The organism is Cohnella yongneupensis (assembly GCF_042655785.1).
Classification (GTDB): Bacteria; Bacillota; Bacilli; order Paenibacillales; family Paenibacillaceae; genus Cohnella; species Cohnella yongneupensis.
On sequence record NZ_JBHSNC010000043.1, the window covers coordinates 22,700 to 37,619 of the forward strand.

11 protein-coding genes are annotated in these 14,920 nt (G+C 56.2%); 9 read left to right on the forward strand and 2 right to left on the reverse strand.

What is annotated here, in order from left to right; genetic code table 11:
- The first annotated feature begins 60 nt into the window (after positions 1 to 60).
- From ACFPQ4_RS13985 to ACFPQ4_RS13995, 3 genes are all read left to right on the forward strand, one after another.
- Complete coding sequence (locus ACFPQ4_RS13985; protein WP_378112488.1) at positions 61 to 3,114, forward strand: response regulator; 3,054 nt, start codon at positions 61 to 63, stop codon at positions 3,112 to 3,114.
- The gene (locus tag ACFPQ4_RS13990) at positions 3,111 to 4,235 is read left to right on the forward strand and encodes a response regulator (protein WP_378112489.1); all 1,125 of its coding nucleotides are present in this window, start codon (positions 3,111 to 3,113) and stop codon (positions 4,233 to 4,235) included. The genes ACFPQ4_RS13985 and ACFPQ4_RS13990 overlap by 4 nt, the downstream gene beginning before the upstream one ends.
- A 122-nt stretch (positions 4,236 to 4,357) precedes the next feature.
- Entirely contained in the window at positions 4,358 to 4,720 is a 363-nt protein-coding gene (locus ACFPQ4_RS13995) for a response regulator (protein WP_378112490.1), read from the forward strand.
- On the opposite strand, the gene ACFPQ4_RS14000 is transcribed toward ACFPQ4_RS13995, so the two are convergent.
- Positions 4,721 to 5,608, reverse strand: a complete 888-nt coding sequence (locus tag ACFPQ4_RS14000) for a helix-turn-helix domain-containing protein (RefSeq protein ID WP_378112491.1) — start codon at positions 5,606 to 5,608, stop codon at positions 4,721 to 4,723.
- A 145-nt stretch (positions 5,609 to 5,753) separates the two neighbouring features.
- Between ACFPQ4_RS14000 and ACFPQ4_RS14005 the strand changes: the two genes are divergently transcribed.
- Together ACFPQ4_RS14005 and ACFPQ4_RS14010 are read left to right on the forward strand one after the other, a co-directional pair.
- Entirely contained in the window at positions 5,754 to 8,408 is a 2,655-nt protein-coding gene (locus ACFPQ4_RS14005) for a family 78 glycoside hydrolase catalytic domain (RefSeq protein ID WP_378112492.1), read from the forward strand.
- A gap of 101 nt (positions 8,409 to 8,509) precedes the next feature.
- The gene (locus ACFPQ4_RS14010; RefSeq protein ID WP_378112493.1) at positions 8,510 to 9,988 is read left to right on the forward strand and encodes a sialate O-acetylesterase; all 1,479 of its coding nucleotides are present in this window, start codon (positions 8,510 to 8,512) and stop codon (positions 9,986 to 9,988) included.
- Positions 9,989 to 10,002: 14 nt separating this feature from the next.
- On the opposite strand, the gene ACFPQ4_RS14015 is transcribed toward ACFPQ4_RS14010, so the two are convergent.
- Complete coding sequence (locus tag ACFPQ4_RS14015; RefSeq protein ID WP_378112494.1) at positions 10,003 to 10,182, reverse strand: hypothetical protein; 180 nt, start codon at positions 10,180 to 10,182, stop codon at positions 10,003 to 10,005.
- A gap of 53 nt (positions 10,183 to 10,235) precedes the next feature.
- Between ACFPQ4_RS14015 and ACFPQ4_RS14020 the strand changes: the two genes are divergently transcribed.
- The 4 genes from ACFPQ4_RS14020 (at position 10,236) to ACFPQ4_RS14035 (ending at position 14,861) form a co-directional block, all read left to right on the forward strand.
- Positions 10,236 to 10,367 carry a hypothetical protein gene (locus ACFPQ4_RS14020; RefSeq protein ID WP_378112495.1) on the forward strand — a complete coding sequence of 44 codons (132 nt, stop codon included), beginning with the start codon at positions 10,236 to 10,238 and terminating at the stop codon, positions 10,365 to 10,367.
- Between the two features lie 101 nt (positions 10,368 to 10,468).
- Positions 10,469 to 11,305, forward strand: a complete 837-nt coding sequence (locus ACFPQ4_RS14025) for an NAD-dependent epimerase/dehydratase family protein (RefSeq protein WP_378112496.1) — start codon at positions 10,469 to 10,471, stop codon at positions 11,303 to 11,305.
- Between the two features lie 111 nt (positions 11,306 to 11,416).
- The gene (locus tag ACFPQ4_RS14030; protein ID WP_378112497.1) at positions 11,417 to 13,054 is read left to right on the forward strand and encodes a response regulator; all 1,638 of its coding nucleotides are present in this window, start codon (positions 11,417 to 11,419) and stop codon (positions 13,052 to 13,054) included.
- Positions 13,047 to 14,861 carry a cache domain-containing sensor histidine kinase gene (locus tag ACFPQ4_RS14035; protein ID WP_378112498.1) on the forward strand — a complete coding sequence of 605 codons (1,815 nt, stop codon included), beginning with the start codon at positions 13,047 to 13,049 and terminating at the stop codon, positions 14,859 to 14,861. The genes ACFPQ4_RS14030 and ACFPQ4_RS14035 overlap by 8 nt, the downstream gene beginning before the upstream one ends.
- Positions 14,862 to 14,920: the final 59 nt, after the last annotated feature.

A 14,920-nucleotide genomic window follows, 5' to 3' on the forward strand; every position in this document is an offset into this window, starting at 1 on the left:
TGCTCGCAATTTGTCGAACATCTATTCAGAACATGAACGTCGATCGGAATAGGTGCAGCAATGAAAAATAAAGGTTGGGCCATCGCGGCCGTTTTCATCGTTTTGTTTAGTCTGCGACTGGTATGGACGATAGAATCCGAGAAGGGCGCGCCGCAAGCGCATACGGGCGTGCTCGATTTATCGCGGTGGAACGGGAAGCAAGATAAAATCCTTGCGCTTCGCGGCGAGTGGACTTTTTATCCGGGCGTTCTGCTCGAACCGGGACAGCGGCTGCCGGATCAATCGCATACGAAATACGTCAGCGTCCCTGGACAGTGGGACAAAGCGGTTGGAGACGGCGATCCAACCGCTTTTGGCGTTGGGACGTACCGGCTTCTCATTCGGCTGCCGGAGCAGGAGCTGCGGCCCGAACTGTACGGCCTGCGCGTGCAACGCATCCGAACGGCCCATAAGCTGTTCGTGGACGGCAGCTTGATCGGGCAGCAGGGCGTACCGGGCACGGATCGCGCCACGACGTCTCCCCGCGTGCAGCCTTATACGGCGAGCTTCGCTCCCAAAGGCGATCATGTAGAGTTGCTCGTTCAAGTGGCGAATTATCATTACGGTACGTTAGGCGGTATATTCGAGGATATTCAGTTCGGCTCGAAATCGGGGATTGAGCGCGAATACAAGCTCGTATTTGCCGGCAACAGCCTGATGATGGGCTTTTATATCGTCAGCGGGATGTATTTTCTGCTGCTTTTTTTATACCGCAGGAAAAATAGAGAGCTATTATACTTCAGCTTCGTGCTATGGTTCTCGCTATTGTTTTGGGCGACGCACGGCGAGCGGCTGCTGCTCTTGCTATTCCCTTCACTCAGCTATAACTGGGAAACGAAGCTGCAGATGTTATCGTCGCTCGCGTTGTATGCGTCGATGCTGGCGTTCGTTAGCGCCATGTTCCCGGGCTACGATAGGCGGCGGCTTACGAAGCTGGCTTATACCGTAACGGCAGTCGTCTCCGTATGGGTGATCTTTACGGACGTGCACCTGTTTTCCAGCTATGAGACGCAGGGGATCCTGTATTGCACGCTGGAATTTTTCTATGCGCTTTATATTTTACTGCGGGCAGGTAAAGGGGGCGCGCTAGGGTCGGTCTATATTTACGTAGCGGCCTTATGCATTTTCTCGGAGTCGCTCATGCAAGCGCTCGTCTATTTGGGCGTCGTTCATATCGCTAATCCGATTCCGGTAGAGAGGCTGGTATTCATCTTCATTATGGCGATGTTGATCGCCAGACGGTTCTTCACGAACATGGACCAAGTGGAAGTGCTGTCGAAGCAATTGCTCGTCAAAGACCGGCTGAAGGACGATTTCTTGGCAAACACGTCGCAGGAAATCCGCGTGCCGCTTCAAGGGATGATTAATCTGGCTCAGCTGATGATCGAAGAAGATGCGCTCAAGGACCAACGGCAAGTCGAGCGGCTCCATCTCTTGGTGGCGACGGGAAGGCGGCTTACGCAGCAGCTTAACGATATGTTGGACTTGTCCAAGCTTAACGAAGGAAACATCGAGCTTCGGCTGCATGCCCTTGACTTGAGAATGGCGATTAACGGCGCGCTCGAAGTGATGCGCTATACGACGGACGGTCGCGATATCCGGTTCGACAACCGTACGGAAGCGGGGCTTCCGTACGCGAAAGCGGACGATCAGCGGGTGATGCAAATTTTATTCAATTTGCTGCACCATGCCGTGAAGTCCGGAGCGGAAGGGACGATAACGGTTACGGCCGAGCGATTGGCGGAGCAAGACGCGATCGGCATTACGGTCCGCGCCGTTAGAAGCGGAGGCGGCTTCGGAGCGGAGATCGGTTCCGATGCGGCGTTGGATGCGGACATCGGCTTGGACATTAGCCGTAAGCTGACGGAGATGCACGGCGGGACGTTCCTGTCGAACAGAACGACCCCTCAAGACGTGGTGTTCGCGTTCACGCTGCCATTGGCCGACTCAGAGGATGCGGTAGTGGCACACTTAACTCCAAACGCGGAAGTCGCGGCGGCCATCCAGACGAAGACGCCGATGACGGATCGCAGAACGTCTAGACGCGGAGATCAAAGAGCGGCAAAGGCAGGCTCGCAAAAAGTGCTGATCGTAGAGGACGATCCGGTTACGCTTCGGATTATGGAGGATATTTTGACCCAAGAAGGCTTGGAAGTGACGGCGGCGACGGACGGGCTGCAAGGCTTGAAAAGCTGGGAGCGCGAGACGGAATGGGATTTGATCGTATTGAACGTCATGCTTCCGAAGCTGTCCGGTTACGACCTGTGCCGCAAAATTCGCGAAAGACATACGTTCTACGATCTTCCGGTCCTGTTCCTCACGTCGCGCAATCAGCCGGCGGACTTGCTCGTCGGCTATAACGCCGGGGCGAACGATTACGTCATCCGTCCGATCAACGACTCCGAATTCAGGGCGCGTACCCGGACATTGCTCCGCATGAAGCAGTCGATCCGGGATCAGCTGCACATGGAGATGGCGCTTATCCAAGCGCAGATCAAGCCCCATTTTCTGTACAATACGCTCAATACGATCGCCAGCTTAAGCGAATTCGATCCCGAACGGACGCGCGAGCTGCTTAACGACTTCGGCAGCTATTTGCGGAGCAGCTTCGACCTTCGGAACTTGGATCGGTTCGTTCTGTTCGCCAAGGAGTGGGCGCTCGTCCATTCTTACCTGCAAATCGAGCAGGCGCGCTTCGGCCAGCGAATGACCGTAACGACGGCGCTGCCGGAGCATCCGAACTTCAGCTTGCCTCCGCTGACGATCCAGCCGATCGTGGAGAACGCGCTTCGGCACGGCATTTTGACGAGGTTCGAGGGGGGGCATCTCCATATCGGGGTATCGGAAGGCGCGGACGGATATTCGATCGTCGTACGCGACAACGGCGTCGGCTTTCCGAAGGAGAAGATCGAGCCGATCCTGTCGGGAACGTATCGCGGAGGAATCGGTCTCGTGAACGTGCATCAACGGTTGATGAACGCGTTCGGAACGGGTCTTGAGATTACTGGCACCGCAGGCGAGGGGACCGAAATTCGGTTTCGGATTCCCGCCGCCGTGAAGGAGGACAACGCATGAAAGCTATAATCGTAGACGACGAGTACTTGGCGCTAGAAAGCATGACCCGGCTGCTGCAGCGGTTCGAGGTGAACGTCGCGGGAGCGTTCCAAGACCCCCGAGAGGCGCTCAAACAACAACAGTCGCTTAACGCGGACGTAGCCTTCGTCGATATCGAAATGCCCGAGCTTAACGGATTGGAACTGGCGGCTCGCATGCAAGCGGCGCAGCCGGGACTTCAGATCGTATTCGTGACCGCTTACGAGCAGTATGCGATCGAAGCGTTCGAGCTGGCGGCGATCGATTATTTGCTTAAGCCGATTCAGCTCAAACGTCTCGATCTGACGATCAAGCGGCTTCAGGCAAGGCGCGCCGACCCGACGCCCGAACCGGAACAAGCGGCGGCTCCGATGGTGTGCTTCTTCCATCATCTTAGCTTCCAGGACGCGCAAGGCCATCCGCTCACGGTCGCGTGGCGTACGGCCAAGGCGCGCGAATTGCTCGCATACTTGATCCACTCGGGCGACAAAACGCCGAGCAAGGAAGAGCTGCTCGACCGCATATGGCCGGATGCCGATCCGGACAAGTCGATCACCCATTTGCATACGACGGTGTACCAGATTCGCCAATCGATGAAAGCGATGGGCATCCCGCTCCGCTTGCAATACAAGGAAGGGCGATATCATATCGATCAATGCGGAACGCAAGTGGACGTGCTTGCATGGGAAAAGGCGGTCAGAGAAGCGGCTGAAGCGGGAGACGACGGCGCGATGAATCGTCTGCTCATGTCAAGTTATCGCGGGGATTATTTGGAAACCGAGGATTATATGTGGGCGGACGGAGAGAGGGAGCGGCTTCGGGCGCTTTGGCTTGATCATGCGCTCAAGAACGCCTCGCGGTTGGAAGCGACGGGAGCGTCCAGCGACGCGCTTTCCCTCTATCAGCAGTTGCAGGTACGCTATCCGGAAAACGAGGAGAGCTACTTCGGGTTGATGCGGCTTTATGGCAAGCTCGGCAACAACGCCGAGGTGCATCAGCAATATGCCAAGCTTACGGATATGCTCAGCGAGGATTATGGCGTTGAGCCTAGCGAGTCTATTATGCAATGGTTCGCGCAGTGGAACGAGCGGAAGCAGGGTTAACGGAAAGCACCCACCTGCCCGATTGTTCAGAATTTGCTCAGTCTTGTCGGATATGATCGAATTATCGGAGTAATCCGATCTGACTAAGACGGGCGAACCTGACTATTCGGGAGGCTTAAGCAATGGCGAAAATCATGGTAGTGGACGATGCCGCGTTTCTGCGTGCCATGTTGAAGGATATATTGGTACAAGCCGGTCACGAGGTCGTGACCGAAGCAAGCAACGGACAAGAAGCGATCGAACGCTACATGACTTACAGGCCGGACGTAGTGACGATGGATATTACGATGCCGGTCATGGAAGGCCTGGAAGCGGTCAAAGAAATCCGCAGGCTCGATCCCAAAGCGAACATCGTCATGTGCTCGGCCGTCGGGCAGAAGCATCTGATCATCGAAGCGATCCAGAACGGCGCCAAAGATTTCATCGTGAAGCCGTTTCATTCGTCGCGCGTGCTCGAGGCGGTCCACAACGCGATCGATCGGTAACTAACGCGTCGTCCGGTATTGTCCCGGCGTCATTCCCATCGTTCGTTTGAAGACGGAGAGGAAAGAACCGATATCCCGATAGCCGACGCGTTCGGAAATTGCCGCAACCGTAAGCTGCGTGCCGCTTAATAGCGCGCAGCTTTTTTGCATACGCCGAAATTGGACGTAGCGATGGAACGATTGCTCGGTATGCCGCAGGAACAGCCGCTGCAGATGGCGTTCGCTCCAACGGCTCATTCGCGAGAGCCGAGAGAGCGTCAGCTCCTCGGATAAATGCTGATCCACGTAATCGAGTACGGCGGAGAATGCATCCAGCGTTTGGCCGGCCCTCTGCGGAGGACGCTGTTTAACGCGGTACACCGAGAGGAGAAGCTGGACGAACAGCGCGTATAGATAATCATGCGAGCCCTCGCCGCCAAGCGTATATTCCCGGTGAAGGGCCTGAAAGAGTTGTTCGATCGTCTCCCCGGCATCGGGTCGCGTGAAGTATTGTTCTTGGCCTTCGGCGAGATTCGCGATATATCCGAGGATGTCCGGGTCCGACACGAACCCGGCAACGCGTTCGAGCAAGCTAGGATGGACAAGGCAATTGCAGACGATGAGCGGTTGTTTTTTCGTATTCGAGGAATGCGGACGGAACACATGGGATACGCCGATCGGAAGGAAGAATAGCTGTCCTCTGCGGACGGCGTACGTCTCGTTTCCGATATAGTGGTAGCCGGTGCCTTCGGCGATATACGTGAATTCGAGAAAGTCGTGGTCGTGCTGCGGGGCGGCGAAGCCTTCCGGCACCCGGTTGACGTAGAGCAGCAGATCGTCGCGGAAAAAAGAGTCGCCCCGGTACGTCTCCGTATGCAGCTTCGGCTGCGTGCGCGATAAGGTTTCCATGTCGATCGTTATCCCCTTCGCTCAGACATTATTTACGTTTCAGCTGTCCATTTTACCATACATAAATGTCCGTAATACCAGTAAATTTGAAAGCGAATTCATTATATCATAGGAGGTATTCAAGCGATAAGAGAGGCGATAATTCATGTTGAAAGTCGTATCGTTACGGTGCGAGTACGCGCGTAATCCGATCGGGATCGGCGTTCGCGATCCGAGAATTAGCTGGAAGCTGCAATCCGACGCGCGCAACGTATCGCAAGCCGCGTATGAACTCGAAGTAGCTTGCGACGCGAACTTTAATGACGTCGTCTGGCGTACCGGGGAAGTACGTTCCACGCAGTCCGTGCACGTGGAGTTATCCGGCTTGCAGCCGGAGGCACGCAAGCGCTACTACTATCGCGTCCGGGCATGGGATCAGGCAGACCAAAGCTCGGGCTGGTCCGAAACGGCGTTCTGGGAAATGGGCGTGCTGGAGCCGTCCGCTTGGAAGGCGAAGTGGATCGCGGCGCCGAAAGATGCGAATGCGGACGCGGATGCCGAGCGGGTACCGATGCTCCGTAGAACATTCGAAGTTAAGGGCGCCGTTCGCCAGGCTCGTCTCTACGCGACGGCACATGGCCTTTACGAGCTGGAGCTGAACGGGCGCCGCGTCGGCGACAGCTACTTTACGCCGGGTTGGACCAGCTACAAGCATCGGCTTCAAGTGCAAACCTACGACGTGACGGATAGGCTTCGATCCGGCGATAACGCGATCGGCGCGTACCTGGGCACGGGCTGGTATTCGGGTCATTTGACGTGGAATAACAAGCCCGACTTCTATGGCGATCGCCAAGCGTTGTTCGCGCAATTGCACGTAACGTACGAGGACGGCTCGGAAGAGATCGTAACGACGGACGAACGATGGACGTCTGCGGGAAGTCAAATCTTAATGTCGGAAATCTATCACGGAGAAACGTACGATGCGAGGCTCGAACAAGCCGGTTGGAGCGAAGCCGGCTTTGACGATCGCGGCTGGCAGCCCGTGGATGTCATCGATGGCGCTGTCGATATCCTCGTCGCCCAAGAGAACGAGCCGGTGCGGCGAACGGAGGAAATCAAGCCGATCGCGCTCATCCGTACGCCGCTCGGCGAGACGGTCATCGACTTCGGCCAAAACATGGTCGGCTGGGTGCGGTTTACCGTCGAAGGGGAAGCGGGACGGCAAGTGGAACTCCATCACGCCGAAGTGCTCGACCGGGACGGCAATTTCTATACGGACAACATTCGTTCCGCGAAGCAGACGATCCGGTATACGCTAGGGGGCGGACGTCCGGAGACGTACGAGCCGCGGTTCACGTTCCAAGGGTTCCGCTACGTGCGAGCCGTCGGCTTCGCCGAACCGATCGATCTGTCGCAATTTACGGGTATCGTGCTCCACTCCGATATGGAGGCGACAGGCTCGTTCGAATGCTCGGACCCTCTCGTCAACCAACTGCAGCGCAATATCGAATGGGGATTGAGAGGAAACTTCCTCGACGTTCCGACGGACTGCCCGCAGCGCGACGAGCGGTTAGGCTGGACCGGGGATGCCCAGATGTTCATCCGCACGGCGGCTTACTTACGGGGCGTGGCCCCGTTCTTCACGAAGTGGTTGCGGGACTTGGCGGCGGACCAGAACGCGGAGGGCGGCGTTCCGTTCGTAATCCCGCATGTGCTTAGCGAAGGGGAGCACTCTTCCGCGGCATGGGGAGACGCGGCGGTCATCTGTCCTTGGACGATCTACTTGGCTTACGGGGACAAACGGATTTTGGAGCAGCAATACGACAGCATGAAAGCGTGGGTGTCCTACATTCGCGCGCAAGGGGACAACGAATACTTGTGGAATACCGGCTTCCACTTCGGCGATTGGCTGGGGCTCGATTCGAAACCGGATACGTACATCGGCGCAACTGACCGAGACTATATCGCGACGGCGTTCTATGCCTATTCCGTCTCACTCGTTCAGAAGACCGCCGCCGTGCTAGGCAAAGAAGAAGACGCAGCGGCGTTCGCGGAGCTGCACGCGCGCATTAAGGGGGCTTTCACGGCGGAGTTCGTAACCCCGTCGGGCAGGCTGTCGGTGCCGACCCAGACGGCGCAAGTGCTCGGGCTTACGTTCGGGCTGCTGGAGGGAGCCGCCAAGGAGCGAGCGGTCGCCAAGCTGATGGACCTGCTGCAAGAGACCAAGCATCATTTGACGACGGGCTTCGTCGGTACCCCTTACTTGAATCATGCGCTTAGCGCGAACGGGCACAACGACGCGGCTTACAAGCTGCTGCTGCAACAAGATTATCCGTCGTGGCTGTACCCGGTTACGAAGGGCGCGACGACGATTTGGGAGCACTGGGACGGCATCAAGGAGGACGGCAGCTTCTGGAGCCGCGATATGAACTCCTTTAACCACTACGCGTACGGGGCGATCGGCGATTGGATGTATCGCAGCGTGGCCGGCATCGATACGGACGAAAGCCTTCCAGGGTATAAGCATATACTTATTTACCCTCGTCCCGGAGAAGGGCTGAACTGGGCGGATGCGCGTCTGGAGACGATGTACGGGGAAGTTCGATCGTATTGGCGGCGCGAAGAGAACGGCGAGATGGAGCAGCAGGTAACAGTTCCGCCGAATACGACGGCAACGATCGTATTGCCGGGCGCAACGCCGGATACCGTACGCGAGGGCGGCGATCGTCTAGCGCAGGTGGCAGGCATTACGGCAATGGAAGTAGACGAGCGCGGAGTCGTGATTCAGGCAGGATCGGGGAATTATCGATTTACGTGGTAATGGCAAATTCGCATATGAAATCGTCTTCTTTACAGGGTGGACACGCGTTGCCTTTTATGACAACATCGAGGTTAATGACGTGAAAAAGGTGGGTTATAGACGTGTCCGACAAGCTGCGAGTGAATGCGTTATTTACGGATCATATGGTGTTGCAAAGAGAGCGCGGGGTTCCCGTATGGGGAACGGGCGCGGAAGGCGCAGCCGTAACGGTGCGATGCGGGGAAGCTTCCGCGCAAGCCGTCGTGCGGAACGGCGAGTGGAAGGCGGAATTGCCACCCCTTCAAGTCGGCGGCCCTTATGAATTGATTATAGAAGCAAGCGCGGATCGTATCGTTCTTCGCGACGTGCTCGTCGGCGACGTGTGGCTCGCCGGCGGCCAATCGAACATGGAATGGCGATTAATCGATTCGGCGGATCCGCAACCGGAAATCGCGAGCGCATCGCTTCCGAACATCCGTTACTACGAAGTGCCGCGCGTAGCCTTCGACGACGGACAACAACACGCGGGGGCTTGGACGGTTTGTTCGCCGGAGACGGCTGCTCAGTTCACCGCGGTCGGGTACTATTTTGCGAAGCGGTTAGAGCGTTCGCTTGACGTGCCCATCGGCATTCTCGGCTGCAATTGGGGTGGAACGTCCGCTACTTGCTGGGTACCGGAGGAGTCGATAGCGAGCGATCCCGAGCTGCGCATCTACGTCGACGAATATAAGGACGCGATCGGCAAGCTTAATTCCGATTCGGCTAAGCAGCAAGCGGATGATTACCAAGCCGCCGTCGACGGGTACATAAGCAGGCAAGCCGCGGGACATACGGGGACGGAGCTTGGAGACTACCCATGGCCTCCGCCGATGAACGAGCGAAGCTTCCTGCGCCCGAACGGGCTGTACGGCACGATGCTTAAGCCTACCGCTCCTTACGCGATTAAGGGCTTCATCTATTATCAAGGCGAGACCGACGCGGGGCGGGCGTCCATGTACGATCGGCTCATGGGTATTCTGATCGACAAGTGGCGCGGCGATTGGGGAGATTCGACGCTTCCTTTCTTGTTCGTTCAATTGACGGGTTATGGGGACGGCAACGATCGGGAGCATGACGCCTATAACTGGCCGTTGCTGCGCGAGGCGCAACAGAAGGTGACCGAGCAGGTGCCAAATACGGCGATGGCGGTCATCTTGGATTGCGGCGAGGAGCTCGATATTCACCCGAAGGATAAAAAGTCGGTGGGCGAACGTCTGGCGGGCATCGCGCTTAAAGAGGTATACGGTCAAGACGTCGCTTGCTACGGTCCGTTTTATAAGGAACTCGTCATCGATGGCGGCAAAGCGATCGTGCATTTCGAGCATACGGACGGCGGACTTAAGTCGACCGAGGGCGATGTGCTAGGCTTCCAGATCGCCGGATCGGACGGCCGGTACGCGGACGCCGTCGCGACGATTGCCGGCGACACGGTCGAACTTAGCAGCCGAGAAGTAGCGGCGCCCGTTGCCGTCAGATACGGTTGGGCAAGCTTCCCGATCGCTACGCTCGCTAACGGCATCGGTCTTCCCGCCGCTCCGTTCCGCACGGATCGAGGGCAATAAGCGATGGAAGGCATCTACAAATCGAAAATCACCGAGGAACAATTGAACGCGGCCGTATTAAGCGCGTTCGGACAACCGCTAAGCTCATCCACGGAACTAACGGACGGATGGGCGAACAGCGCGTATGCGATAACGATCGCGGATGGAACGCGCGTAGTGCTAAAAGCGCGTCCCCCCGGCAACGTAAAGTTCATGCGCTGCGAGCCCGACACGACCCTCGCAGCTTGCGCGGCGGAAGCTGTACGACTTGTACCTGGACCTCATTCTCGTGATCGAATGCACGTATCGCCAATACGAGAACGAAGGCCATATTCGTTGGGCGAACGATAATCTGACGGGCGGCATTAGACGTTTTTTGGAGCCCGCGCCGATCGGCTAAGATTACTCGCCATAGTTTAAGATTGTCTCCTTGTTCCACTCCTCCTCCGAAATTAAGATAGAGGCGCCTACAAGATTAGGCTTGAGGAGGAGAGCGGATTAATGAAAACGATCGCGGTAACGGGCGGAAGCGGCAAGTTGGGCGTGTGGGTCATAGAGGAGCTGCAACGCCAAGGGTATACGGTAATATCGCTGGACGAGAAGCGCTCCGACCGGTTGTCCTGCAAGCAGGTGAAGGTGGAGCTGTCCAATCTCGGACACGTAGTCAGCGGAATTCAAGGCGCGGAGGGGGTCGTGCATTTGGCGGCCATACCCGCGCCTATTATTTACACGCACGACTATATTTTCGACAATAACGTCATGGCGACTTACAACGTGTTGGAAGCGGCGGCGTTACTCGGCATCAAGAAAGTGGTAATCGGTTCGAGCGAGTCGGCTTACGGCTTCGCGTGGTCTCCGAAACCTTTCGCGCCGAATTATTTGCCGGTCGACGAAGACCACCCGTTATTGCCTCACGAATGCTACGGGTTATCCAAAATCGTGGGCGAGCAGACGGGCGCGATGTTCCATCGCCGCACGGGCATGCAGGTGATGGCGCTTCGGTATTCGACGATCTATACGCCGAACGATTATGCCGGCCTGTCGCTGGCTGACGCCGGCAGATACAAGAAGACGATGTGGAGCTACATCGATATCCGGGACGCGGCGACGGCTACGCTAGCCTCGCTGGAGTCGGATGCGGGCGGGTTCCACGCGCTGAACATTACGGCCGACGACACGTTAAGCGATTGGGAGAGTGCGAGGTTAGCCGAACAATATTATCCGGAGACGACGGAGCGGCGAGGCGCGTTAGAAGGCAGAACGGCCGTCGTCAGCAACGCGCGCGCGAAGGCTTTGCTCGGCTGGGAGCCTAAGTATTCTTGGCAACAGTTTAAATAATCCCTATAAAGTTTTCGAATACCCCCGTGTAATCTTAAATTCCGTTCCGTTATGATGGATGTGAAGACACGCTAGGCATCCTATAAACATTTGGACCGGGAGGGTGATCGTATGTTGCGCGCGCTGATCGTTGACGACGAATATGAAATTCGCGAAGGCTTACGCAAGCGGATTCCTTGGGCGGATTACGGAATCGAGGAAGTGTTCGTTGCGGACGACGGGGACACCGCCCTCGAGATCGCACTCGATAAGATGCCGGAGCTGATCGTTACCGATATTAAAATGAGCCGGGTTTCCGGTTTGGATTTTCTTGCCGAGCTTAACAAGGAAGCGGACTATACCTGGAAAGCGGTGCTAATCAGCGGCTATGACGATTTCGAGCTGGTTAAGCAAGCGATGCAGCTAGGGGCGCTCGATTATATTTTGAAGCCGATCAATACGGACGAGCTAGCCAGTATTATTCGCAAAGCGACCGAGCAGATCATGAAGGAACGGATGGACCGGCATAACCAGGCACAGCTCAACAATCAAGTGCAATACGCGGTTCCGAAGCTGCGGGAAGAGCTGCTAAGGGAAATCGCGGAGCAAGAATACGATCCCTATCGCGAGCTTAGGATTATGCATCGGTTGCAGGCTTTGAAGCTGGATTGGATGACGCAGCAGCCGTTGCTCGTCATGCTGGTCGAGGCCGACGATCTGAAGGCGATTTCTAACCAGCGCGGCTATTCGAACGAGAAGGATCTCGTGCTGTTCGGTATCGGCAACGTCGTCAATCAGACGCTGACCGAGGAGTTTTCTAATCCGTTCGTGTTATTCACCGACTCCAGCCAACGATGGGTTGCCGTATTGAGTTGCAAAAGCCAAGATCAGGTTTCGTTCGGCACGGCGGTGGCGCAGGTGTGCTTAAAGAGAATTAACGAGTTCGTGAAGGTGAAGGCGAGCGTCGGCATCGGCTGCACGCCGCGCGACCTGAAGTATCTCCATGAGCTATATGTAGAGTCGGGCGAATTGTTGGAGCAAAAAGCCATATACGGCGGCAATCGGGTGTTCACCGAGCCGGGCGTCGACTTGGACGGGGAGCGCTCCGAGTTGTCCATCGAGGAGCCGAGCGAGCTGCTCGACCTCGTCAAATACGGCACGGACGAAGACATCGTCGCGTCGATGGACGGCTTCGTTGACATGGTGCATGCGTGGGGACTGCCTCACTTGAAAGATATCCAGCAGCAAATTTTCAAGTGGTTGATGGGGATTTTCAGAAGCGCGGCCGCGGCAGGCTGGCCGGACCGGAGCTGGGAGCGTAATCCGATCGCGATCTGGGAGCAGCTGGAGCAATTCGATAACTTGCAATCGCTTCGCGAGCAGACGGAAAGCTACTTGCTGTCTATCGCCGCGGATTTCCGCAAGCTGACGGCATCGCCAAGCCAAATCGTGCTCGAAGCGGAGAAAATCATCCGCAAACGCTACGCCGACAACCTCTCGCTTCAGATCGTCGCCGACGAGGTTCATGTGACGCCGGTATGGCTCAGCAAGCTGTTCAAAAAAGAGAAGAAAAAGACGTTCTTGGAATATTTGACCGATATCCGTATTATTAAAGCGAAGGAAATGCTAGGCGACGTCAAATATAAAATCTACCAAATCTCGTACCAGGTAGGGTACAAGGATCCGGTTCACTTCACGAAGCTGTTCAAAAAACAGTCCGGCTTCACGCCGAAGGAATACCGGAGGCAGAGGGGCATAGCAGATGAATAAAGCCTCTTTAAGGCTCGTATCCTCTTTTCGCAACAAAATGATTCTCATCTTCTTCGCTATCACGATCGTGCCGTTCATTCTGTTCGCTTATTACGCTTACAACAAATCGATCGAAGGCATCTCGAACAGCTCATCGACATTCTCGATGAGCTATTTGCAGCAGGCAAAAGCGAACTTCGAAACGTACCTCGGCCAAGTGAACGATCAGATTAACGACCTGATCGGGAACAAGGAGCTGCAAGGGCTACTCGAGAAACCGCTCGTGACCGAGGAAGACGAGGACGAGGTCTCGTCGGATCTAGTATCGTTCATGTATCCGAGAGTCCGGCAGATCAACGCGGCGGGCGTGCGCGTGTTTCCTATGAATCCGGAGTTATATCCTACCTACATGACCACCTTGTCGGAGCCCCTCGATATCGCCCAGTCGCCATGGTTTATCGTAGCTTCGAAATCCGTCGTTCCTACCTGGCATTTGTCGATGCCTGGGCAAGGCATTTACGGAAAACCGATGCTGTCGTATGTCAAACGGTTTACCGGATTGTACGACCGCACTCCCCGCGGGCTTATCGTAACGGATTTCGGCGAAGACCATCTGCGGCGGTTTTTCAGTCCTTCGGACCAAATGGTCGGACAGAAGTTCCTGCTTGTCGGTGCGGACGGACAAGTATTGTTCGATTCCAACGACAACGAGTGGACGGGACAGCCGATTCCGTCGAAGAAGTTCCTGAAGCTGCGCGAAGTGAACTCGGAAGGGACGGAAACGCTCGAGTTTAGCGGCGAGGAAAAGCTCATCACGTACTTGCAGATGGACAGCGAGCCGTGGACGATCGTGAGCATGACGCCGATGCATACGTTAACGCATCCGATCGCGGAGATGAACAGGCTGCTGATCGGATTTCTCGTCATTTATTTAATTTGCTCGGTTGGCGTCGTCATCTACATTACGTTGCATTTTACGGATCCGGTCGTGAGGCTCGTACGTCTGATGCGGAAGCTGGAAGAGAACGGGTTCGAGTACAAAGTGCCGCAGTCGAATCGCAACGACGAGATCGGCTGGCTCTACCGCGGGTTCGGCAACATGATGCAGAAGATCGAAGGGTTGATCGAGCAGACTTCGCGTTCCGAGCGGAGGAAGAAGGAGCTGGAGTTCCAGGTGCTCAGCCACCAGATCAACCCGCACTTCTTGTACAACACGCTCGAATCGATTCGCTGGAAAGCGGAAAATCACGGGCGAAGCGATATCGGCGAGATGGTGTCGGCGCTAGGCAACTTGCTGCGGTTAAGCTTGAACCAAGGGAAGGACATCACTACGGTCGGCCGCGAGGTCGAGCAGGTGAAGGCGTACGTGCAGATCGAGCAAGCTCGCATCGGCAGGCCGCTCAGAGTATTGTATTTCTTCGACGAAGAGACGCTGGAGATGCCGTTCATGCGACTGCTGCTGCAACCGCTCGTCGAGAACGCGATTCAGCATAGTATCCGCGACAACTTCGAGAAGGGCAAAGTCATCCTGTCCGGTTACGTCGAGGACCAGGATATCGTCATCGAGATTACGGACAACGGCAAAGGCATACCGCAATCGGTATTGACCCAGCTCGAAGAAGAGCCCGCGGAAGGCAAACCGAGCACGCGACGCCAAGGCGTCGGCTTGCGCAACGTCAACGAGCGGCTCAAGCTATACTTCGGCAACACCTATAAGCTGAAGGTCGAAACCGGAGAAGGCATGGGGACGAAGATCACGATCCGCCATCCGATTCTGGATCCGGACGCGGACGATCGCCCGGGTAGCCGCGATATTGATGCGGGTTAACGGTTGTGTAGAACAGGCCATGGAGACATTCTCCATGGCCTGTTCTTTTGTGAGAATCG

Bases quoted from the DNA above. Each gene is read 5' to 3' on its own strand.
- ACFPQ4_RS13985 (WP_378112488.1), top strand. From the start codon at position 61: ATGAAAAATAAAGGTTGGGCCATCGCGGCCGTTTTCATCGTTTTGTTT.
- ACFPQ4_RS13990 (WP_378112489.1), top strand. From the start codon at position 3,111: ATGAAAGCTATAATCGTAGACGACGAGTACTTGGCGCTAGAAAGCATG.
- ACFPQ4_RS13995 (WP_378112490.1), top strand. From the start codon at position 4,358: ATGGCGAAAATCATGGTAGTGGACGATGCCGCGTTTCTGCGTGCCATG.
- ACFPQ4_RS14000 (WP_378112491.1), bottom strand. From the start codon at position 5,608: ATGGAAACCTTATCGCGCACGCAGCCGAAGCTGCATACGGAGACGTAC.
- ACFPQ4_RS14005 (WP_378112492.1), top strand. From the start codon at position 5,754: ATGTTGAAAGTCGTATCGTTACGGTGCGAGTACGCGCGTAATCCGATC.
- ACFPQ4_RS14015 (WP_378112494.1), bottom strand. From the start codon at position 10,182: ATGAACTTTACGTTGCCGGGGGGACGCGCTTTTAGCACTACGCGCGTT.
- ACFPQ4_RS14025 (WP_378112496.1), top strand. From the start codon at position 10,469: ATGAAAACGATCGCGGTAACGGGCGGAAGCGGCAAGTTGGGCGTGTGG.
- ACFPQ4_RS14030 (WP_378112497.1), top strand. From the start codon at position 11,417: ATGTTGCGCGCGCTGATCGTTGACGACGAATATGAAATTCGCGAAGGC.
- ACFPQ4_RS14035 (WP_378112498.1), top strand. From the start codon at position 13,047: ATGAATAAAGCCTCTTTAAGGCTCGTATCCTCTTTTCGCAACAAAATG.